Below are 23213 nucleotides of genomic sequence, written 5' to 3'. Positions count from 1 at the left end.
GCCGCCTACGACCTCCGCCTGCGCAGCAGCAGCACCCCGCCGAGCAGGGCGATGAGCGCCGCGGCTCCGGCCGTGCCGAGCAGGGTGCCGAGCGGCGCGCCCGTCACCGCGATCCCGTTCGCGCCGCCGGTACCGCCCGGCTTCGGGGCCGGGAGCTCGAAGGTGTTGGTCGCGACGAGCGCGAGCGTCTGCGACGCATCGGAGCGCGCGATCACGGCCGCGTTCACGTAGTCGCCGTGGCTGACGGTCGAGGCGCTGGCCCCGCCGCGGTCGGTCTCGCGGATGAAGCAGTGCGCGCCGAACGGCAGCTGCACCGGGTCGCCGTTCGCGTCGGCCACGGGCAGGGTCTGGCCGCCACGGATCCGCAGGCTCGCCTCGTGCAGCGTGACGAGCGTGCCGTCGCGTTCCGCCTGGCAGGTGGCGAGGATCGTGAACTGCGCGTCCCGCGCGCTCGGCAGCTCGGCACCGGGCCCGTCGAGGCGTTTCTCGACGGTCATGGTGCCGGCCGAGAACTCGTTGAGGAATCCGGCGGTCACCACCGACTCCGCACCCTCCTGCTCGTCGGGAATCGTGATGCTCACGGGCGCCGGCGTCTCGTCGGCTCCGCCCGTGCCGGTCTCGGCGATCGCGCATTCCGCGCCGACGGGCAGCCCGCGTACCGCCTCGGACCGGAGCGGGTCGCCCGAGCCGTCGCCGCGCAGGGTCAGCGTGCCGTCGGCGATCCGTTCGCCGCCGAAGGTGCAGGCGTAGCCGAAATCGAACGGCCCGTCGGAGAACGTCGGCGAACCGGGGCCCGCGACCTCCTTGAGCACGTCGAAGGCGCCCGTGCGGAACTCGTTGACGACCGTCACCGCGGCCACGGGATCGTCCGCGTCGTCGCCGATCGTGACGCGCCCGCCCGCCGGATCCGTCGTGTGCTCGGTCGCGACGCCCGGATCCGTCTCGGTGACGGTGCACTCGGCGCCCGTGGGCAGGTGCTCGACCGTGGCGGTGGGTGCCGCGCGCGACACCTGCACCCCACCGTCGTAGACGGTCTCGGGCAGGGCCCCGGCGAGGGTGCACACGACCCGCACCGTGAACGGTCCGTCGCCCCAGCGCTCCGCGCCGGCTCCGGTGAGCTCCTTGGTGATGCTGAGCGTGCCGGTAGTGAAGCGGTTCACGAACTCGACCGCGACCTGCGGAGTCGTGCCCGAGACGACCCGGAAGCGGGCGATTTCGCCGGCCTCGGTGCGCGGCTCGGCCGAATCGCCCGTGACCGTCGTGCTCGTCCCCACCGCGGTACCCGTGTCGGTCTCGGTGACGCGGCAGTTCGCGTCGGTCGGGATCCCCGTGATCGTTCGGGTCTCGCCCGCCCGCAGCTCGAAGCCGCGCTGCGCCTGGGGCAGGACCTCCTGGCCGAGGTAGTCGCAGCTCGCCGCGAACGCGAAGCGCTGCGCGGTGCCGATCGGCGTGCCGTCCTGATCGACCGCGCCGCCCATATCCGCGACCTTGCGCACGGTGAAGCCGCCGGTCGTGTAGGTGTTCGTCACGGTGACGGCCGAGCGCTCGGTCTCGCCCCGGTAGGGGTTCCACACCGAGGCGTTCTGCGACAGATCCCGCTCGGCGACGACACCGTCCGCCGGATCCACCGACACCGTCGCCCCGGCCGGCGCCGGGTCCTCGGTGATGCCGCACTTCGCGAAGAGGGGCAGGTTCACCGGGCCGGTCTCGGCGTTGACGAACACTGGGGTCCCGTCGCCCGGCACCGTCGTCCGGCTCGCGTCGTCGCCGTTCGAGGCGAGGAGCGCTACCGGCGCGGTGCCGGAGACGCAGTCGGCGCGCAGGGAGAACGCGGCCGGCAGCTCGACCCCGGCGGGGAACCCGCCGCGCTCGACCGCCTTGCGCAGCTGGAGCTGCGCCGTGACGGTCGCGATGCCGACGCGCTGCGGCTCGAGCACCAGCTCGGAGCGCTCGGGCTGCGTCGCCGTCGAGACGGACCGGGAGGCGCCCGCGAAGGAGTTGTAGGCGACCGGCAGGCCGTCGGCGACGGCGCTCTCGACCGGCAGCACCCACGGGGTGCGCGTATCGAACTCGAGCCGCAGCGTCTCGCCCGGTCGCAGGCCCGGCTTCGTCGCGCGCGTCGGGTCGTCGAACCGGAGCACGACGAGCAGCGAGCGGATGCTCGACAGCTGCGTCTCGTCCATGCCGGCGGCGAGCGGCTGCCAATCGAAACCGCAGGCGGGATCGACGACCGCGCCCTCGGTGAAGTGCTCGATCGCGTTCTGGTTGCAGGTCTGGCTCTGCACGGAGGTCGAGCCGAACAACTCGAACTGACCGTCGGCGGCGTCCGCGAGCTCGCCCAGGTTGCTGCCCGCCGTCCCCGCGAGGGTGACGTGGAACTGCGACCCGCGCCCGCTCGACACGATCACGCCCTGGTCGCTCACATCGGGCAGCGTGTCGACCGCCGCTATGACCCGCGCGTTCGCATTGCCCGTGTTCTGGAAGTCGAGCCGCCAGGTCGCGAGTCCGCCGGGTCGGGTGATCGGCGCGCAGGGGTACGAGGTGAAGCCCCGATCGGTGAGGCCCGGCGTCGACGGATCGCACTCGGTGCCGTCGCCGAGCACGTTGAGCACGCCGAGGTCGTCGGCACCGGTCGCGGGATCGCCAGCCCCGTCGCCCTTGACCCACTTCTTCAGCGCGACGGAGGCGCTGGCGCGCGCGCCGATCTCTGTCTCCGCGGCGCAGGTCGCGACCTCGTGGGTGTCCGGGTTCGGCTTGAGGTCGGTCGTGGTCGACTGGCAGGTGTCGAACAGGCGATCGGAGGTCGCCGAGACCCGGTTGTCGATCGTCACGTCGGGCGAGACTCCGGCGCGGAACTTCAGCGGGGTCTTGACGGTCAGGGTCCATCCCGCCTTGAACACGAATCCGGGATCGGCGTTGACGATGTCGAGGATCCCCGTGCTCTCGTCGAGGCTGGCCGAGAATCCGGTTGCGCCGGACGGGGCGCCGGGGCCGCTGACCGCGAAATCATACGCGGCCGGGGTCGGCTCGACCAGCGGCGAGCGCCCGTCGATCAGCCCGATCCGGTCGCTCACGCGGAAGCCGGTCATGTCCCACTGACCCGTGTTCGCGACGGTGATCACGTAGGGGATGGTGGCGCTCGGGCTGACCAGCGGGTTGGTGCCGCGGGTCTTGGTCACCCTGATCGCGTTCGTCAGGTGCGTGACCGTGGTCGTCGCGGTGTCCGTCTTCTGGTCGGTGAACCGCTGGTCCGCACCGAACTGGGCGGTGCCGTCGGCGATGACGGTGTCGCTGATGACCCCGCGCTCGGTCTCGCCCGGATTCGGGTCGAGGCCCGGTCGCGTGGTCGAGACCCGCCGCATCGGCTCGCTGCGCAGATATTCGAGCCGCTCGGTCTGCAGCTCGTAGTTCAGCGTCGGGTTGAAGGGACGCTCCCACTGCGCGGGCGCGCCGTTCTCGAGGTCCCGCGCCGAGAAGCGCACGCCGACCACATCGCCCGCCGGGACGCCGGCCGGCAGGTCGAGCTGGGCCGTGCTTCCCGGTTGCACGTCCACCCAGTCGCCCGTCTTCCAGCAGTCCGATGACGCATCGACGGGTACCCCGTCGCAGACGGCGACGAGCGCGCCGCCCTGCAGTTCGAAGTCGACCCCGATCAGCACGTCCATGCGCAGCTGGTTGACCGGGCGCGGCACCTGGATGCTGACGCCCGTGTACTCCATGGTGTTCCAGAAGGTCGGCGTCGCATCGGTCAGGGTGAGCAGCGTGGTGCGCGCGCTGCCGAGCGGCTGGCCGGTGAGCGTGGTGCGGTAGGAGGTCGAACCGTTCTCGGGAACCGTCCCGGGCGCGATCGTCTTCTTCGTGCGGATCGCGTAGTCGGCCTCGACCACGCGGAACTCGTCGTCGGCGGTCGCCTCTCCCGTGCTGCACCCGTCGGCGGGGCACGCGATCCTGCCGGGGCTGTCGATCGCGGCGTGCGCCTCGTTGAGGATCGACTCCCCCGCGGGGGTGATCCCGACCGCTCCGCCGGATCGCTTCTCGGCGCGCAGCTGCCAAGTGAGGTCGAGCACGCCCGTCGCGGCGGGCTCGATCACCGGACTGCCGTCGGACTTCGCGAACACGACCTCGACGCCGGTGACGTCGGCGAGATCGCTCGGGGCGAGGGCCTGCGCCGCGGCGACGGTGATCGGCGCGTCCGCGGTCGCGCCGCGGGTGAGCACGATGCGCGCATCGGCCGCCGCGAGTCCGGCGGGCGCGGTCACGCCGTCGATGGAGAACAGGTTCAGCGTGTCGAACGCCGTCGGCTGCGCCTGCGCGGACGCCGGGTCGCTGATCCGCATCGACGCGATGCGGACGGCCGAGTCGTTGCTCGCGGTGAGCTTCGCCGAGATCAGCGGATAGTCTGCCGGATCGGTGCCGGGCTGCGGCAGGCCGAGCTGGCTCTGATCGAACTCCTTCTGCAGCGACACGTTGAGCGGGCTGTCGATGATCGTGATGCGGTCGCCGTCGGTGCTCGTGCGATCGATGCCGGTCGCGGTGTTCACCCCGTGGGCGGCGACGGAGTTGTGCACGAGACCGGGCTCTCCCGTGTTGTAGCCGTACTCGTGGAACGTACCCAGCGCGTACGCGCTCGGGTCGCTGCGCAGCGTGTCCCGGATCCGGAACACGAGGTCCAGGGGGCGACGATCGTAGGATGCGCCGACCCCGGCTTCCGCGACGCGTTCGGAGTACGTGACGCGGATTCCGAGGGTGTCGCTCTGCTCGGCGGGCAAGAGGGAATATCCGCCGAACCTCCCCTCGCATCCGTTGGCGCACGCCGCGGAAGTGATGTCGACCCAGTCGCTCGCGCTCGCCGAGTAGCGAAAGACGGCGGTGATCCGGTCGTTCGCGATCAGGGGATCGGAGGCCGGGGTCACGGGCGCGATGCGGACGAGGTCGAACGCGTCGTAGACGGACGTCGCGATGTCCGAGAGCTCGCCCGGTGAGGCCGGGTCGGTGATGGTCATGTCGGTGAGCTTGAGGCCCTGCGTGCTCCAGCCGATGCGCGCGGTGCGCTCCTCGCCGGACAGCGCGGGCACCGTGCCGTCGAGCCAGTGCTTGTCGACGAGGTCGGGGCCGGTACCGTCGAGCGGGTGCACGCCGAGCGGCGCCTCGGCCGTGTCGGTCGCGTCGGGCTCCACGGCGTCGTCGTTGTGCACGGACGACTGCACGGTGTTGGTGAAGGTCTCGCGACCGCTGTGCGCGGCGATCACCTCGACGTCGAGGTTCACGAGCGCGGTGAAGCCGGGCGGCAGCGTGCTCTCGCACGTCGGCCGGTACGCGAAGCGGATCCCGCCGGCGTCCGCGCGCACGCTCGCCGGGATGTCGACGCCCCACTTGGCCTGCGCACCCTGCACGTCGGTCGCGCCGGCGAGCGGCTTCCAGGCTCCGTCGGCCCGCGACCAGATGCTGACGCTGAGCGCCACGCAGTTGGGGATGTCGGTGTCGTGGATCCGCGCGGGCGCGAAGGCGTTCCAGAAGTCCCCGTCTGTCGCGGGATCCACCGGGTCGGTGAGGACGAGCTCGGTCGACCCGACCGTGGAGTCGTCGCTCACCTTGCCCGAGAGGGCCACGTTCGCGCGGGTGCCCGGGACCCCGTAGATGTCCGCGGGCGTGATCCGCTTCGACGCCTCGGTCCCGACGACGAGCGGTTTGACGGTGAACGACGCGTCGGTCTGGGCCGAACCGGTCTGGCCGAGCTCGTTCTCGACCTGCGTATCGACGAAGTTGGTGCTGTGCAGCTCAGCGGTGGTCGTCACCGGCAGCGCGGCCACGCGCAGGGGCAGTGCCGCGTACGCCTCCGGCTGGATCCCGTCACCATCGGCTTCGAACACGATGGTGAAGCCGTCGACGGTGCAGCCGCTCTGCGCGGCGGGCAGCGAGTCGACGCGAGTGGTGCGCTCGCTGGTCTCGGCGCAGTCGGTGTAACGGTAGGTGATGGTCGCGCTGCTCGCCGCGACCGGCCAGGCGAGCGCCTCGCCGAAACCGGTGAACTCGAGGCCCTGTGCCACGAGGCCGGGTTTGCCCGCCGAGGGCTCGGTGACGGTGAGGCGCTGCACGTTCTGCGCGCCGTTCGTCGCGGTGATCGTGGCGACGGTGGACTGGCCCGCGACCAGGGTGCTGTCGTCGAAGGTCTTGGTGATCGTCGCGTCGGGGCCGCTCGCCGAGATCGTGGTCTTCGCGTCTGCGGTGACGGGCTCGCTCGCCTCGCCGTTCTTCTCGACGGTGGCCTGCGCCGTGTTGGCGGCCTCGACCGATCCGCCCTCGGGGATCCCGGCGACGGCATCGGTCGTCTGCGTACGCAGCTTCACTTCGCCGGTTGCACCGGGCTTGAAGGATCCGGTGAAGGTGACGCGCACGCCTCCGGCGCTGCCGATCGGGTTCGGCGGCGCGTTGGTCCAGGTGCCGGTCACCCAGTACTGCACCTCGTGACCGGTGGCCCCCGCGGGTTCGGTGACGTCGACGCCGACGAGTTCGAGGTTCGGTGCGAAGGTGAAGGGCGGCGCGGTGGGATCCTGCATCACGATCGTGTCGACCGTCTGGTTCGAGGCGTTGCCCGGGGCGATCGTCCACTCGACCGCGCGACCCGGCACCGCCGGAACGGTCGCCGGCGAGACCCGCTTCGAGATGGACGCCGCCAAGGTGGTGTCGACCCGCAGGGTGATGTCGGCGGAGGACTGCACCTCGGCGGCGTTGCCGGCGTCCGCCTTCGCCGTGTTCGTGATCTTGGCGCCGTTGAACTCGCCGCTGGTATCGGCGGGGACCTGTACGTTGACCGTCACGGTCATGGTGCCGCCGGCGAGCAGGCCGGTGTTGCCGTCGGCGTCCTGCTGCTGTGGCGTGACGGTGAACCCGGTGGTGCCGTCGAGCACCACGTCCGCGGTGCCGCCCGGTGCGACCGACGCGGTCACGGGCTCCGGGTTCGCGGGGTTCAGCACGAGGGGTTCGGGCAGCGCGTCGGTGAGCGCGGCGTCGAGGCAGCCCAGGTCGAGGGTGGACGAGCAGCCCACCACGATCTCGTACTCGAAGGTGTCGCCCGGCGCGAACACCGTCTGCTCCCCCACGAGCGACTTCTTGAGCTGCAGCACCGCGTTGTCGGCGGCGGACGCCGCCGTCGCGCCGAGCGGTACCAGTGCCGTGAGCACCACGCTGAGCGCCGCCACGGACGCGAGCCATCGTCTACCGAGCATGTCTCCCCCAAAGAACTGCTGCCTGTTCAAGGGATCTTTCAGGAAGAACTCAGCTCCCGGATCGCGGTGTCACCCTGGATGTCACCCTTCGGTTCGACGGTGTTCCGGAGCCCCTAGCGTTTTCAGCATTCGGCCGATCCGCGGCCGACGAGAGGGGGCCAGGCAGATGTCGCACACCACTGGAGCACCGGCGAGCACGCCGGGAGCGGAATCCGAATCGAAGGGTCTCTCCGCCAGGAGCATCGTCGCGATCGTGCTGCTCGTGATCGCCCTGCTGTTCGTCTTCTCGAACCTGGGGAGCGCGAGCGTGTTCTTCCTCGGGCTCGCCCTCACCATGCCGGCCTGGATCTGGTTCCTGGTCGTGCTCCTCATCGGCGTCGCCGTCGGGTCGCTGTTCCCGTGGCTGCGTCCCCGGAGGTCGGGCACGGGCGGCAAGAAGCGCTAGCGGGGCCGGCGCGTGCCCGAGGCGCTCGAGGCGGGCGGGGTGCATGGTGATGCGCGAGCCGAGCGGGGTGGCGGACATCGACACGACTTCGGCGTCGGCTCTCACCTCGACGGGGTCGCCGGTACGGGCTTCCTGCACCCGGGCGGTCTTCTGCCAGCCGTTCTCGCCCATGAGGATACGGGCGAGCGCGGACCAGACGGCGGCGAAGGCGATGCAGTTCATGAGCGGGAAGCAGTGCGCGTGCAGGAGCGCCGTCCGAAACCGGTTCTCCTCGTCGCGTCTCCAGTAGACGAACGCGGAGACGAAGACGGGGCCGAAGGCGAGCACGTACCAGATCACGAGCCCGATGAGCAGCGTCGCGGAGCCGGTGACGAACGAGAAGAACGAGGGGCCGTCGACGATGAGACCGAAGAGGCCCAAGTGGAAGAGGATCGACCACGGCAGGATCGTGACCCACGGGGTGAGGATGTAGGCGGAGAGTTCGAGGACGCGCAGCTGCGACAGCTGCGCATCGCCCCAGATCTCGGGTAGGCGCTTCGCCAGCATCATGTGTCCCTGGAACCAGCGACGACGCTGCGTGAAGAGGGTCCTGATCTGCTCGACGCCCTGCTGCTCGACAGCCGCGTTGGAGGTGGTCGCGAGCTTCCATCTCTTCATCGCGAGAGTGACGGCGAGGTCGAGGTCCTCGGTGAGGGATTCGCTCCACGGCTTCTCGCCTGCCTCGTTGAGAGCGGACAGGCGCGAGAACTGGCCGTTGCCGCCGAGCGACACGGTCGAGGACTGGTGGCGCCCGAACTGGGTGACGGAGGTCATGGACCAGAAGTGGAAGTCTTGGAATCGGGTGAGGAAGCGCTCGCGGTTGCGGATGCGCACGGCGAGCTGGATCGCACCGACTTCGGGGTCGTCGAACAGCGGCAGAACGGCAGCCATCGCTCCGTCCGAGAGGCGGCCGTCGGCGTCCATGACGGTGACGAGCACTCGACCGAGGTCCTGTCCGCGTTCGGCGACGAGCTGCCGCACGAGGCTGAGCGCGTCGTTGAGCGCCTCGCCCTTACCCCGTCGGGCATCGGGCTTCTGGCGTTCGAGCACGATCACGTTGTTGCCGCCGTGCGCGTAGGCGGTGGCGATGGTCGAGTCGTCGGAGGCGTCGTCGATCACGATCGTGGTCGAGTACCGGGAGCCCGCGAGCGCCCTGACCGTGGCACCGATGACCGCTTCCTCGTTGAGGCACGGGATCAGGAAGTAGGTATGGAACGTGCCCGGCTCGCCCACGAAGGGGTTCTCGTACCTCGCTCCACGCAGCGTCGAGAGCGCGGCCCCCTGCTTCTTCATGGTGCGGAGTCCTGCGAAGAACAGAGCCCAGAGGTAGAGGAACGAGATGCAGATGACGACGAGGGCCGTGGCGGCGAGGGCCGCGATCACGCTCGGCGCTCCGAGCGTCGGATGCAGAGCGCGAAGAACACGGCGAGGGATCCGGCGACGCCCAGCATCATCATCGTGGAGCCGATCGGCCCATGCGCCCAGTTGAAGGCTTCGCGCCCGCCCTCGGCAAACATGACCCCGTTGACCAGCAGTCGTACCTGGTTGAGCAGGATGAGGCCAGAGCTCGTGACGGCGAGCGCCGTGAACAGGCGGACGGGGCGGACCCGAGGCGCCCGGATCAGGATCGCGGAAAGCCAGCACGCCGCTCCCAGGTACACGGCGATCGCGCACTGCGGAATGAGCCGGAGCGAGATCCAGGTGTCGTCCGCGTGGAAGGTGACTGCGGGGATGCCGTTGTTGACCGACGGGACCGCGGTTTCGGCGAGGCCCGTGCTGTTCATGATCCAGGCCTGGATCTCGGTCTCGGTGCAGCGCAGTTCGCGCTCGAAGACGAAGCAGAGGACCCCCGCGCAGGCGAGCAGGAACGCGATGAGCGCGCGGCCGCAGCGGTCGAGGAGCGAACCGGCACGACGCGCCTTCGAGCCGCTGGGCTGCTCGCCGGTCGCGGGTTCGGGGGCCGCGGCCCGCTCTCGGCGGGCACGACGGCTCAGCGGCTGAACGCCGGTGACGGTGATGTCGCTCATCGCGTGCCCCTGCCGTACCGCGCGGGTCACGCGGCCCGTGCACGCCGACGATTGAGCCAGCCGAGACGGGTGAGGACTGCGCCGCTGATCAGGAGCGCGATCCCGATGAGGATGACGCCGAGCTGCTCGCTGCCCGTGATGGCGAGGACGCCGGCGACGACACCGATGCCGGTGGGAGGTGCTGCGGTGTACAGGTCCGCCCCTTCCGTGAGATTGTGCGATAGCTCACGGTAACAGGTAACACCAATTCGGTTCGACGATTCGCTCCCGCTGTGGATAACTCCGTCGCAGGCCCGGACGAGGGCACGCGAAGAGCCCCGCCTCTCGAAGGGCGGGCGGGGCCGAAGGAGCGGGGGCTACTCCAGATCGCGAATGATCGCCGACGCGAACTCGCGCAGCAGCACCACCGCGCGGGCCGTCTCGCCGGCCAGCACCGCCTCGTGCACACTCACCACGGAGCCGTTCAGGCGTTCCAGGTCGACGCTCGTGCCCGGAATGCTCAGTGCGCGCGACACGAGCGGCCCGCTCTGCTCGATGTAGTGCAGCAGCATCTCGTTCTCCGCCGCCCGCGCGAGCACGCGCATGTAGGCGCCGAGGCCCGAGATGTACACCGACGGGCGCCCACCCTCGGCCACCGACGTCGTCACCACGTCGGTGAGGCGCTGCAGCTCTGCGCGATGCTCATCGCCGAGGCGCGGCGTGCCCTCGCTGATCGCGATGCGGAAGAACACGAACTGCGTGACGAGCGACTGCAGCACGTCGTCGCGATCCACCAGGGCGACTCGCGTGAACTGGTTCGGCACCATCTCGACGAGGCCCTGGTCGCTGAGGCGCGCCAGCGCGTCGCGGATCGACGCGCGCGAGGACCCCAGCCACTCCACGATCTCGTCCTCGCGGAGGCGTTCCCCCGGCTCGAGCACGCCGTCGGCGATGGCGTCGCGGATCGCGATGTACACCTGATCCCGCAGGAACGTGCGGTTGGCGGTCTGCGGCATGGTCATTCGCCCCCTTCGGCTTCGAGCACGACATCGAACGCCTCGGCCACCCGCGCGAAGTGCGCGTCGATCGCGCGCTCCAGCTCGACGATGTCACGGGCCTCGGCCGCCGCGAGCACCGCGTCGACCTCGGGCCGATGCAGCGACGCGACGCCCAGAACGGCCGCCGCCTGCGTGAGGTGCGCCGCGATCTGCGTGTGGAAGGTGCGCAGCAGCTCGTTTCCGGTGCGCACCAGCAGCACGTCGTAGAAGGCGTCGAACGCGGCGACGCTCGCCGGCCCCGGCTGCGCCTTCCGCATGGCCTCTGCACGATCGCGGAGCAGCGCCAGATCGTCGTCGTCGAGCCCGGCCGCCACCATGAACGCCGTCGACTCGGTGATGCCGCGGTACAGCGCGAGCGCGTCTCGCGTGCGCTCCGGCGTAACCTCGCGCACGCGGGTGCCGACCTGCGGCCGCACGACCACGAGGCCCTCTCCCGCCAGACGGCGCAGCGCGGCGCGCACCGAAGCGCGCGTGCCGCCGTACTGCTCGGCCACCCAGATATCGGTGAGCGAAGCACCCGGCGCGAGTTCGCCCGAGAGGATCGCGTCTCGGATCGTCTCCGTGATCGCGTCCTTCAGCAGCACCCGTGCTGGAATGATCGGCGATGCGGTCTGTGGGATCGGCATGTCGTCCTCCTCGACTGCCACCCTAACAACTCAGCGGTCACCTGGAAGATGAGAGATGCATGATCCCGGGGCGTCCATGCACCGGGGATATGCACCCTATGGAGCCCGCGACTCAGCGAGCCCGATCGCGATCTGCGCGATCCTCGTCCCCGCGAGCCCGTCGCCGTACGGCGACAGCGTCTCGCGCAGGTGCACCCAACTCTGCCCCAGCGCCGAGCGGATCGCCGCCAGCAGATCCTCGCCCGGCGACACCAGCCGGGCGAATCCCGCGGCGATCGACTCGGGACGCTCGGTCGAGCGCCGCACCACGAGCAGCGGCTTCTGCAGCACCGTGGCCTCTTCCTGCACCCCGCCCGAGTCGGAGACCAGCAGGTCGGCCTGTTGCGCGAGCGCCAGGAAGTCGGCGTGCCCGAGCCCCGTGCGCACATCGAGCAACTGCATCATCTCGGTGAGCCCGAAGCGCTCGGCGGCGGCCACCGTGCGCGGATGCGCCGCGAGCACCGCGTTCGCCCGGCTCTCGACCAGCGCCGCGAGCACACGCTCGAGCGCTGCAGGGTCGTCGGTGTTCTCGGGGCGGTGGATCGTCGCGAGGATCCTGGCACCCGGCTCCGCGGCGAAGCGCGCGGCGGAATCGGCGTGCGCGATCGCCTCCATGGTCGCCTCCACCACGGTGTTGCCCGTCAGTGCGATGCGCTCGGCCGGGAGGTTCTCGTCGAGCAGATTCGCGACCGCCTGCTCGGTCGCTGCGCAGTGCACGTCGGCGATGGCGCCGACCACCAGCCGATTGATCTCTTCGGGCATGCCGCGGTCGCAGGAGCGGAGCCCTGCCTCGACGTGCACCACGGGGATGCCGAGGTAGTTGGCCGCCTGTGCGCCCGCCGAGGTGGAATTGGTGTCGCCCTGCACCACCACGGCCGCGACCGGGTGCGCCGCGAAGTGCGCCGCGAGCTCCGCGATGCCCGCCGAGATCTGCTCTGCCCGCCCCACCCCCGACATGCCTTCGAGCCGCACGTCGGGCTGCCCGATGCCCAGGTCGTCGAAGAAGTGCCCGGCCATCGCGTCGTCCCAGTGCTGCCCCGTGTGGATCACCCGAACGCGATCGCCGAGCGCGCGGATCACGCTCGCGAGCTTAATGATCTCGGGTCGAGTGCCGAGCACCACGGCGATTTCGGTCGGCTGGAAGGCCAAAGCAGATCCCCTCGATAACGTATTGACATGTTACCTTTCTCTCATGAGTGAAGTCAATCCCTCCATGTCAGAGCTCGGTAACAGAACGTCCGCCCGGCTCCGCTAGCCCTACAGTTGACCCGTGACCGGTTTCACCGACGAACCCCGCTCGCGGCCCGACGCCGCGCCGCTGCTGCGCACCCACCTGCTCGACCGCCTGGATTCGGCCGGGATCACCGTGCTCATCGCGCCGCGCGGCGGCGGCAAGACCGTGGTGCTCGACCAGTGGCTGCAGCACCGTCGTGCCCGCGGCGAACGCACCGCGTGGATCGACGCCCGCTCCTGGATCGAATCCCGGGCAGAGGAGCGACCCGACTCAGCTGCGGCGAGCGCGACCACGAGCGACACCACCATCCCGCCGTTCGTCGCCGACGCCGACGCCCTCGTGCTCGACGGGTTCGACGGATACGCTCCGGACGCCGCTGCGCGGCTGGCCGCCATCGTCGAGGCCGCCGGCCCCTCGGCCCGCATCGCGATCGGATCGCGCGCCGGACTCGGCCGCGCAACGGGCTCCCACCACCGGTTCTCGACGGCCTCGGAACTGCGGCTGCGCGACCTCCGATTCACCGCGGACGAGCTCGATGCGATCCTCCCCTCCGCCCACCCGGACGCCGGAGCCGAGACGACGACCCTCGTCGAGGAATTGACCGGCGGCCTGCCCGGACTCGTCGCCGCGACCCTCGACGAACTGCGCCACGCCGCTGCCCAGGACCGCCCGGTGCCGGGCCGGCTGCAGCTCGCCCGAGCGCTGCGCGAGCTCGTCGACGCCGAGCTCGACGAGGAACCCGGCGCGGATCCTGATTCGCTCCCCGGAGCGTCCCCCGAGTCGACTCCCGGCGCGGCCTCGCTGCGCGCGAGCCTGCAGCGGCTCGCGCTGCTGCCCGCCTTCAGCCCAAGCGACGAGGCCGCCCTCGAGCTGCCCGGCGGCTGGACCGAGCGGCGCATCGCCCGTGCGGGCTGGCTCGAGACGCTCTCGGGAACCGGCTCCCGAGGCGGTGCCAGCAGTACCCGCAGTCGGGTCCCCGCGGGCCTCCGTTCCGCACTGCCGCCCCTCGACGACGCGACCGCGCTGCCGCTGCTCGCCGCGTTCGCGCAGGATCGGATCGACGAGGACCGCCTCGACGAGGCCTGGGAGATCGCCTTCCCCCGCGCCGGCGCGCAGCTCGCGTGGCGCATCGGCGTCACCGCCGCCGCGCGGCTCAACACCCAGGTGCTCGATCGGATCGCTCGCGACTGCCTCGGCCAACCGCCGGCCTGGTTCGAGCCCAGCCCCTACCTCGGCTGGTTCGCCGCAGTCTTCACCCGCGGTGAGGGTCCCGGGATCACCGAGCGGATCCGGCTCATCGCCGCGATGGAGCCGACGCAGCTCGCCCTGCCCGGGCCGCCCGCCGACCGGCTCCTCTTCTTCGCGATCCTCACCGTCGCGTTCCGGATCCAGGGCAACCTCGAGCGCGCGACCGACTGCGCCGATCGGGTGCTCGCGATCTGGCAGGACCTCTCGCGCACCCTCGCCCCGCGGGATCAGGGCGTCGGCGCCTGGGGGCTCGACACCGCGGGGATGACCTACCTCGCGGCGAACCGCCTCACCGAGGCCGCGGCATGCATCCGCGCCTCGTGGGAGATCACTGTCGCCGCCGGCGATCCGCCCATCGGCGCCGTCTTCGGCGGCAATCTGGTCATGATCCAAGCGATCCGCGGCGACCTGGCCGCCGCCGAACGCACCCTGCGTGCACTGCGCCATGCGGACGTCGACCTCTCACCTCGGTTCATGACTGCGCCCGCTCCGCTCGTCGCCGGCATGATCGCGCTCGAGCACGGCGACCTCGACACCGCCCGCGCATCGATCACGACCGCGCGCACCTTGATCGGCGATGCCGAGCTGTGGCCCATCTACGAGAGCATCGCCGCGCTCGTCGATACCGTCGCCGGAGTCCCCGTCGCGGCGGCCCGGCTCGAACGCGCGCTGCGCGACCGGACCGAGCAGGGCGACCGGGTCGTGATCCCCCGCTACGTGCGCACCGCGATCGCCCTCATGCGGCTCGTCGACCCGACCGCGACGGGCGCGGAGATCACATTGGACGACACCGGGATCGCTCCGCCCCCGGGGATCGCCGACCCGCTCGAATCGGTGGTGCCCGCGCTCCAGCGGCTGCTCCGCTCCGACCCCGGCGGCGCCCTGCGGCTCTCGCGCGAGGCCGGCGCCTTCGACGGCGCCCGCGAGGTCCCGCGCACCGAGGCCTGGCGCACCCTCGTCGCCGCTGCCGCCGCGCTCGACAGCGGCGCCGCGACGAAGGAGGTCGCCCTGTATCTCGGGCAGGCCGCCCTGGCCGCGGAGAGCAGTCGATTGTCTCTGCAGGTGCGGTTCATCCCCGAACGGCTGCGCATCGACCTGGCCGGGATCGCGCGCGATCAGCAGTTCCCCGCGTTCGCCGAGCTGCTCGCCGACGTCGGATCCACCCCCTCGCTCGTCTCGGAGCTGCCGCGGATCCAACCGCCCTCGCAGCGCGAACGCGAAGTGCTGCACGCGCTCGCGACGCAGCAGAGTGTGCAGGCCATCGCCGACGAGCTGGGTATCTCGGTCAACACGGCCAAGACCCAGATCCAGCGCCTCTACCGCAAGCTGGGCGCTCACACTCGCGCCGAGGCCGTGCGCGCGGCGATCCGGCACGGCCTCATCGAGGCCGGCGAGGGGTAGGGCGGTGCGGCCGCGAGTCCTCGGCCGGGGTTCGCGTTGCGCCGTCCCACAACGCGGAGATCCGCACGATTTCGGACCTCCTGTGCGGAAGGGTCCGAGATCGCGCGGATCCCCGAAATGCGTACCGGATTGCCCAGGCCGCGGTCGGGCCCGGATCAGGCCGCGGTCAGGTCGCGCTGCGGCGCGTCAGCGCGCGCAGACCGACGGCAGCCGCGCCCGCGAGCAGCAGGGCGCCCAGTGCCGCGGTCGCCCACGACGCCCCGGCGCCCGTGGTCGCGAGCCCCGCGCCCGGCTTCGCCGAGGAACCCGACCCGCTGCCGTTCGATCCGCCATCCGCGGTCGATCCGCCATCCGCGGTCGATCCGCCACCGGCATTCGCACCGCCGTCGGAACCGCCGCCCGGTCCAGCCTTCGCCACGACCGTCAGCAGCGCCGACTCGCTCGTCACCGAACCCGCACTGTTCGTCGCAGTCGCGCGCACACGCAGTCCGTCGTGCACCGCGGTCGCGGGCGACACCGTGAGGCTCAGGCCGTCCGTCGAAACCTGCACGCCGGGGATCGACGACACCGGCTTCCACGTCTTGCCGCCGTCGGTCGAGACCTCCCACACCGTGCTCGGCGTGGGCGTGCCCGTCACCTCGACGGTGAAGGTCGCCGATCCGCCCGTCTCGACCGTGCGGTCCTCGGGGTCGGTGATGGTCGGGGCGACCGCCGGAGCGACGTAGGTGAAACCGTCCGTGTGCGTGACCACCGGGCGGGCATCACCGCCGAGGGTCCAGCTCAGCACCACGTCGACCGGACCGGCCGCGTGCGGCGGCGTCACGACCGACACCGTGCCGTCGCCGTTGTCGACGAGGCCGGTGCCCGCGATCCCGTCGAAGGTGACTCCCGTCACCTCGACCGGCGGGGTGAGCACAGTGGCCGGCAGCGGCTGGTTCGCGGTCGTGCCCGTACCGAGCTGCCCGGCGGCGTTCCGCCCCCAGCTGTACGTCCCGCCGTCGGAGCCGATGGCGAGCGAGTGCCCGAATCCCGTGGCGATCCCGGTGAACGGCGCCGATGCAGCGGGCAGCTGCACCCGCGCCGGTGCCGTGGCGGACGTCGTGCCCGTGCCGAGGCCCGAGCCGTTGGCGCCCCACGAGTACACGAACCCGTCGGAACCGAGGCCGAGCGACTGCCCGTTGCCCGCGCTCAGCTGCGAGAAGGTGACCCCTGTCGGGGCCTGGATCCGCACCGGCGCGTTCCGCTGCGCGGTGGTGCCGTCGCCCAGCTGGCCGTACTGATTGTCGCCCCACGCGTACCCGTTGCCGTCGGAACCGATGGCGAGCGAGTACCAGTAGCCGCCGGAGAGGCTCGTGAAGGTCACGCCGGCCGGCATCTGCACCGCCACGGGCAGGGCGCTGTCGAGCGCCGCGCCGTCGCCGAGCTGCCCCAGCCAGCCGCCGCCCCACGCGTACGCCGTGCCGTCGGAGGCCAGCGCCAGCGAGTGCCGTCCCGCGGACGCGACCTGGGTGAACGTCACGCCCGCGGGCGTGAGCACCCGCGTCGGCGTCGGCACGGCGTTGTCGCCGCCGTTCGGCCCGGCGGCGCCGTTGCCCACCTTGCCGTAGGTGTTGTCGCCCCACGCGTAGACGCCGCCGTCGGAGCCGAGCGCGAGCGAGGTGTACCAGTTGGTGCTGACCTGCGTGAACGAGACGCCCGCCGGGGCCTGCACCTTCACCGGAGTGCTGCGGTTCGTGCGGGTGCCGTCGCCGAGCTGCCCGTCCTCGTTGTTCCCCCACGCGTACGCGTTGCCGTCGGAACCGATGGCGAGGGTGTTGCCGCCGCTGCCCGCGGCGAGCTGCGTGAACGTCACGCCCGCCGGCACCGAGACCCTCACGGGTGCGCTGCTCGAAGCCGTCGAGCCGTCGCCCAGCTGGCCGGACGCGTTCTGCCCCCACGCGTAGGTGCTGCCGTCGGAGCCGAGCGCGACCGTGTGGTCGGATCCCGCGCTCACCTCGGTGTACGAGATCCCCGCGGGCGCCTGCAGCGTCACGGTCGTGCCGCCCGCGGTCGGACCGGAATCCGGGGCCACCGGCGGCGCCGGTGCGGCGAGCGCCGCGGCGGGCACGGCGAAGACGGCCATCGCCGCCAATGCGACCGCGCCGAGCGCGCGGGTGGTCAATCTGTTCATGGGGTCCCCTCGTGAGCGCGACGAGCGCTCACAAGGCGCCCATCCCCTGTAACACGGGGAATCGGGTGATTCATGACGCGGTTTTCCGAAACGCACTGTCGCGAATTACCGGACGGATGTCGCGTTACAGGCTCGGCAGACTCGCCGAACGACGCAGAGGGCCCGACCGGTCGACCGGTCGGGCCCTCTGCGTCACGCGGATCGCGTCAGCGCACGTCGGTGCGCATCAGCTCGCTCAGCGCACGTCCTCGTCGACCCATCCGGTCGACTTGGTGACGGCCTTGCGCCAGTTGCGCAGCTGGCGGTCGCGCTCGGCGTCCTCCATGGCGGGCTCCCAACGGCGATCCTCCTGCCAGTTCGCGGCGAGATCGTCGAGGCCGCTCCAGAACCCGACCGCGAGGCCCGCGGCGTAGGCCGCACCGAGCGCCGTGGTCTCGGCGACGACGGGGCGCACGACCGAGACGCCGAGCACGTCGGCCTGGAACTGCATGAGCGCGTTGTTCGCGACCATGCCGCCGTCGACCTTCAGCTCGGTGAGGTCCACACCGGCGTCGGCGTTGACCGCGTCGAGCACGTCGCGGGTCTGGAACGCGACCGCCTCGAGCGCCGCACGGGCGATGTGCCCCTTGTTCGAGTACCGGGTCAGCCCGACGATCGCGCCGCGGGCGTCCGGACGCCAGTACGGCGCGAACAGGCCCGAGAACGCCGGGACGATGTAGACGCCGCCGTTGTCGGGCACGCTGTCCGCGAGCTCCTCGACCTCGGGCGCGGCCGAGATGATCCCGAGCTGATCCCGCAGCCACTGGATCAGCGAGCCGGTGACCGCGATGGATCCCTCGAGCGCGTAGTGCGTGGGGCCGTCGCCAAGCTTGTACCCGACCGTGGTGAGCAGGCCGTTCTGCGAGTGCACGATCTCTTCACCGGTGTTGAAGATGAGGAAGCAGCCCGTGCCGTACGTGTTCTTCGACTCACCGGCGTCGAACGCCGCCTGGCCGAAGGTCGCCGCCTGCTGATCGCCAAGGATGCCCGAGATCGGGGTCCCGCGCAGCAGCGAGGAGTCCTCGGCCTCGCCGTACACCTCGGAGGAGGACTTGATCTGCGGCAGCATCGAGCGGGGCACGCCGAAGGCCTCGAGGATGTCGTCGCGCCACTCGAGCGTGCGCAGATCCATGAAGAGGGTGCGCGACGCGTTGGTGACGTCGGTGACGTGGACGCCGCCCTCGGGACCGCCGGTCAGGTTCCACAGCACCCAGCAGTCGGTGGTGCCGAAGAGCAGATCACCGGCGTCGGCCGCCTCGCGCGCGCCCTCGACGTTCTCGAGGATCCACGCGATCTTGGTGCCCGAGAAGTAGGTCGCCAGCGGCAGCCCGACGGTCTCCTTGAAGCGCTCGATGCCGCCGTCGGCCGCGAGGCGGTCGACGATGGCCTGCGTGCGGGTGTCCTGCCACACGATCGCGTTGTAGACGGGCTGGCCGGTCTTCCGGTTCCAGACCACCGCGGTCTCGCGCTGGTTCGTGATGCCGATGGACGCGATGTCGTGCCGGGTGAGGTCGGCGCGACCGAGCGCGATGCCGATCACCTCCTGCACGTTGCGCCAGATCTCCAGCGGATCGTGCTCGACCCAGCCGGCCTGCGGCATGATCTGCTCGTGCTCCTTCTGGCCGACGGAGATGATCGATCCCGCCTTGTCGAAGATGATCGCCCGGCTCGAGGTCGTGCCCTGGTCGATCGCGATGATGTACTGAGACATGTGGTGCTTCCTTTCGTGAAAGCGGCGTTGCTCCGGTGAGGAAATTGCTGGTTCGGGTGCTGCTGCGGTGAGCGCGCCGATCAGGCGGCGAGCCCCAGAAGGACGGGGGAAGCGAACGCCGCGATCGCTCCGCCGACGAGCGGGCCGAGCACGGGAACCCAAGCGTAGCCCCAGTCGCTGGAGCCCTTGCCCTTGATCGGGAGCAGCGCGTGCGCGATGCGGGGACCAAGGTCGCGGGCGGGGTTGATGGCGTAGCCCGTGGGGCCGCCGAGCGAGGCGCCGATGCCGACGACGACGAGCGCGACCGGCAGCGCGGTGAGCGGCCCGAGGCCTCCGGGCACGCCGACGTTGATGTCGCCCTGGTCGGCGAACGCGAACACCGCGAAGACCAGCACGAACGTGCCGATGACCTCGGTCATGAAGTTCCAGCCGTACGAGCGGATCGCGGGGCCGGTCGAGAAGACGCCGAGCTTGTTGGCCGCCTCGGGCTCCTCGTCGAAGTGCTGACGGTACGCGATCCAGCACAGGATCGCGCCGAGGATCGCACCGAGGAGCTCGGCGCCCGCCGCGACGAAGAACTGGACCGCGGAGATCTTGCCGGCGATCAGCAGGCCGACGCCGACGGCCGGGTTGAGGATCGCGCCGGAGTAGGCGGAGGCGAGCACGCCGATGAACACGGCGAGGCCCCAGCCCCAGTTCACCATCAGGGTGCCGCCGCCGTTGCCTTTCGTCTTCGCGAGCACGACGTTCGCCACGACGCCGCATCCGAGGAGGATGAGGAGCCCCGTGCCGACGAGTTCGGAGAGGAAATAGAGACCGAGATTGACTTCTTGCATGTCGTCATTGACCTTTCGGGTTCTCTCGCGCTGTACACGGGACGGATCGCCCGCGCATCGGAGAAGTGTGGGTGGGCCGGTGCTGCGGACCGGCGGGTGGAGGAGCGGACGCGCCGCTCGGATCGGGCTGCTCAGCCGCCGATGAACGCGCCTCCCTTCTCGGGATCGATGCGGTGCGCGGTGCGCAGCAGTTCGACGGTGCGGGCGACCTCGCCCGCGGTCCGAGCCTCGTCCCAGCCGAGCGTCGGCGCGATGGCCTCGGCAGCGGCGCGGATCCGCTCGGCGGTCACGCCGCCGACGAACGCGATCGACGTGCGGCGCAGGAGCAGGTCGTCGAGGTGCACGATCTGCTCGGTCCCGGCGAGGTGGGCGAGCTCGGACGCCGTGTAGCCCGGGATCCGCGTCAGCTCCGGCTCGTGCTCGGGCGCCGCGGCGAGCACCTCGTCGGCACGGGTCCCGTAGCGGTCGAGCAGCTGCTCGACGCGATCCCGGCCGTGTCCGTCGGCCCGCGCGGCCACCCAGGTGGTGCGCGCGGCCGGGGTCCGCGGGAAGTCGTCCCCGCCGCCGATGGGGAGCGTCTCGGTGTGCACGGTGCGGCGCTGGTGCAGGATCTCCAGCGCATCGTCGGCGAGGTGCGCGGCGAGCGCGCGGAAGGTCGTCCACTTGCCGCCGACGAGGCTCAGCAGGGGCACCCCTGCGCGCTCGGACGCGACGATGCGGTAGTCGCGCGACACGAAGCCGGGAGCGGTGTCGTCGTGGCGCGGGAGCGGACGGATGCCCGAGAAGGTGTAGACGATGTGCGAGCGATCGACCTCGATCTTCGGGAAGACGTGCGAGATCAGGTCGAAGAAGTAGTCGACCTCGTCGGGCGTGCACACCACGGGTTTCGCCGGATCCGCCTCGATGTCGGTCGTGCCCACGAGCACCCGATCCTTGAGCGGGTAGATGAGGACGATGCGGCCGTCGGAGTGCTCGAAGAAGATCTCACGTCCGCCCGTCGCCGCGAGGAGCTCGGGGTGGTCGAGGACCACGTGGGACCCCTTCGTGCCGCCCATGAAGCGGGTGTCCTCGCCCAGCGCGGCGTTGGTAAGATCGGTCCACGGGCCGCTGGTGTTGATGATCAGCTTGGCGGCGAAGTCGAACTCCTCGCCGCCGTTCGCCTCGTCGCGCAGCCGCACGGCGCCGTCCGAGAAGCCCACGGCGGGCAGGTAGTTCGCGGCGCGCGCACGGTCGCCGCCGGCCACGATCCCGTCGTGCAGCACGTCGAGGGCGAGCCGCTCGGGGTCGTGCATCGAGGCGTCGAAGTAGGTCGCCGTGTACGAGAGGTCGTCGTTCAGCTGCGGCAGCTCCGCCAGCGAGCGCCGGCGCCCGAGGAAGCGGTGCCGGGGCACCTGGCCGCCGTCGCGCGAGAAGGTGTCGTAGAGGGTGAGGCCCATCTTGATCAGCGCGGCGCCGCGCTCGCGGGGCTTGCCGCGGCCGTGCGTGACGAGCAGGCGGAACGGCGCGGAGAGGATCCCCGAGAAGGTCGAGAAGATCGGGATCGTCGTCTCGAGGGGACGGACGTAGTGCGGGGCGGTGCGCAGCAGGCGGTTGCGCTCGGTGACCGCCTCCTTCACCAGCCGGAACTCGCCGTTCTCGAGGTAGCGGATCCCGCCGTGCACCATGTGGCTCGACGCGGAGGAGGCGCCGGAGACGAAGTCGCCGCGCTCCACCAGGGCCACATCGACGCCCTGCAGCGCCAGCTCGCGAAAGGTGGCGATGCCGTTGATGCCTCCGCCGATGATCAGCACATCGGCGCTCGGGCGCTCGCGCAGAGCTTCGACGGCGGGGCGAGCGGGCGACGGGCGATCGTTCATTGGGTCCAGACCTTTCGAGATTCACGCACAGCCTGATCCAGCATTGAACGGGCTTGCAAGCGATCTGCACATATGTGCAGAATGGGTCGACTCGAAGGAGCACGATGGCAGATCCGGCGAACGCGACGAAGGCGCGGGAGGCGCTGCGCGCGGCGCAGCTGTACTACCTGCAGAACCACACGATGGAGGCGATCTCGCAGGAGATGCGGGTCTCCCGGTCCTCCATCTCGCGACTGCTGAGCTACGCTCGCGACACCGGACTCGTCGAGATCCGCGTCCACTCCCCGCAGGAGGCGCGCTCCCGGCTCGAGCAGCAGCTCTCCGAACGATTCGGGATCACCGCGCACGTCGCGCCGGCCCCCGCCCGCGCTTCCGAGAGCGCGCGGCTCGACCGCACCGCGCGCACCGCCGCCCACCTCGTCGCCGCAGCCGTCGACGACCGATCCACTATCGGCGTCGCCTGGGGCGCCACCACGACCGCCGTCGCCCGGCACCTCCCCGCGAAGCCCGTGCACGAGACCCGCGTGGTGCAGCTGAACGGCGCGGCGAACCTCCACACCTCCGGCCTCGCGTACTCCGCGGGCCTCCTCGGCGGATTCGGCGACGCCTTCTCGGCCACCGTCTACCAGTTCACGGTCCCCGCGATCTTCGACGACCCCGAGACGCGGCGAGCGCTGTGGCGCGAACGCTCCATCAGCCGGGTGCTCAAGCTCCAGGCATCCGCCAACCTGTTCGTGTTCAGCCTCGGTTCGCGCCTCGGCGACCGCCGCTCCCACATCTACTCGGGCAACTACCTGGAGCGCGAGGATCTGAAGGAGCTCGCGCACGCCGGCGTGGTCGGCGACTGCGCCACCCAGTTCTTCCGCGAGGACGGCAGCACCGACGGGATCCCCCTGAACGAACGATCGAGCGGCCCCTCGTTCGACATCGTGCGCCGGATCCCCCGCCGCATCTGCGTCGTCTCGGGAGCCGCCAAGCTGCAGAGCCTGCGCGGCGCCCTCGCGGCCGGGATCATCACCGAGCTCGTCGTCGACGAGGAGCTCGCGTGGCTCGCGCTCGAGGGCGAGCGGGGCGGAGCGGGGTAAGGGGATGGGCGTTCCTCCCGGGGAGGAACGCCCATCCGTGCCGGCTGCGGCAAGAAGGGGGGAACTGCGAGCCGGTGGGTGAAGAGCCGGGACTCGAGTAGGGGGACTCTCTGCCGTATTCGACTTCTTCGCATTGAGAGTGCCGGGGGCGGTGAAAAGGTGACGCGGCGCGGGAGAATTCGAATTCTCCCGCG

General features: G+C 71.0%; 12 protein-coding genes. 2 read left to right on the top strand and 10 right to left on the bottom strand.

The genetic code is table 11. The annotated features are described in order from the left end of the window. Positions 1-5: 5 nt before the first annotated feature. From XM48_RS13805 to wecB, 6 genes are all read right to left on the bottom strand, one after another. Positions 6-7226 (bottom strand): DUF5979 domain-containing protein, encoded by a 7221-nt coding sequence (locus XM48_RS13805; RefSeq protein ID WP_156175072.1) that lies wholly within the window; start codon positions 7224-7226, stop codon positions 6-8. A gap of 49 nt (positions 7227-7275) precedes the next feature. Then, positions 7276-9093, bottom strand: coding sequence for a glycosyltransferase (locus XM48_RS13800; protein ID WP_231580886.1), 1818 nt, complete (start codon positions 9091-9093; stop codon positions 7276-7278). Continuing rightward, positions 9090-9737, bottom strand: a complete 648-nt coding sequence (gene xrtR, locus XM48_RS13795) for an exosortase R (protein WP_046456420.1) — start codon at positions 9735-9737, stop codon at positions 9090-9092. Before xrtR ends, XM48_RS13800 begins: the two co-directional genes overlap by 4 nt. 356 nt (positions 9738-10093) lie before the next feature. Continuing rightward, a complete protein-coding gene (locus tag XM48_RS17120) occupies positions 10094-10738 on the bottom strand; it encodes a GntR family transcriptional regulator (protein WP_084821186.1) in 645 nt (214 codons plus the stop codon). Continuing rightward, positions 10735-11400 (bottom strand): GntR family transcriptional regulator, encoded by a 666-nt coding sequence (locus XM48_RS17115; protein ID WP_052961526.1) that lies wholly within the window; start codon positions 11398-11400, stop codon positions 10735-10737. Before XM48_RS17115 ends, XM48_RS17120 begins: the two co-directional genes overlap by 4 nt. Before the next feature lie 96 nt (positions 11401-11496). Further along, positions 11497-12588, bottom strand: a complete 1092-nt coding sequence (gene wecB / locus XM48_RS13780) for a non-hydrolyzing UDP-N-acetylglucosamine 2-epimerase (RefSeq protein ID WP_046456419.1) — start codon at positions 12586-12588, stop codon at positions 11497-11499. A 121-nt stretch (positions 12589-12709) separates the two neighbouring features. On the opposite strand from wecB, the gene XM48_RS13775 reads away from it, so the two are divergent. Continuing rightward, on the top strand, positions 12710-15322 hold the full coding sequence (locus tag XM48_RS13775; RefSeq protein WP_046456418.1) for a LuxR C-terminal-related transcriptional regulator: 2613 nt from the start codon (positions 12710-12712) through the stop codon (positions 15320-15322). A gap of 166 nt (positions 15323-15488) precedes the next feature. Here XM48_RS13775 and XM48_RS17110 read toward each other — a convergent pair whose 3' ends face one another. From XM48_RS17110 to XM48_RS13755, 4 genes are all read right to left on the bottom strand, one after another. Further along, the gene (locus XM48_RS17110; RefSeq protein WP_052961525.1) at positions 15489-17492 is read right to left on the bottom strand and encodes a hypothetical protein; all 2004 of its coding nucleotides are present in this window, start codon (positions 17490-17492) and stop codon (positions 15489-15491) included. A 235-nt stretch (positions 17493-17727) separates the two neighbouring features. Continuing rightward, positions 17728-19242 (bottom strand): glycerol kinase GlpK, encoded by a 1515-nt coding sequence (glpK, locus tag XM48_RS13765; RefSeq protein WP_046456417.1) that lies wholly within the window; start codon positions 19240-19242, stop codon positions 17728-17730. Positions 19243-19322: 80 nt separating this feature from the next. Then, positions 19323-20078: an MIP/aquaporin family protein gene (locus XM48_RS13760; RefSeq protein WP_046456416.1), complete on the bottom strand. Its 756-nt coding sequence runs from the start codon at positions 20076-20078 to the stop codon at positions 19323-19325. A gap of 131 nt (positions 20079-20209) precedes the next feature. Further along, the gene (locus tag XM48_RS13755; protein ID WP_046456415.1) at positions 20210-21934 is read right to left on the bottom strand and encodes a glycerol-3-phosphate dehydrogenase/oxidase; all 1725 of its coding nucleotides are present in this window, start codon (positions 21932-21934) and stop codon (positions 20210-20212) included. Positions 21935-22038: 104 nt separating this feature from the next. On the opposite strand from XM48_RS13755, the gene XM48_RS13750 reads away from it, so the two are divergent. Next, positions 22039-23019, top strand: a complete 981-nt coding sequence (locus XM48_RS13750; protein WP_046456414.1) for a sugar-binding transcriptional regulator — start codon at positions 22039-22041, stop codon at positions 23017-23019. Positions 23020-23213 lie beyond the last annotated feature (194 nt).

The sequence above is a fragment of the Leucobacter sp. Ag1 genome, from assembly GCF_000980875.1.
Taxonomy (GTDB): Bacteria; Actinomycetota; Actinomycetes; order Actinomycetales; family Microbacteriaceae; genus Leucobacter; species Leucobacter iarius.
The sequence above is the reverse complement of the archived record's forward strand: the minus strand, read 5'-3'. Positions and strand labels throughout refer to the sequence as shown.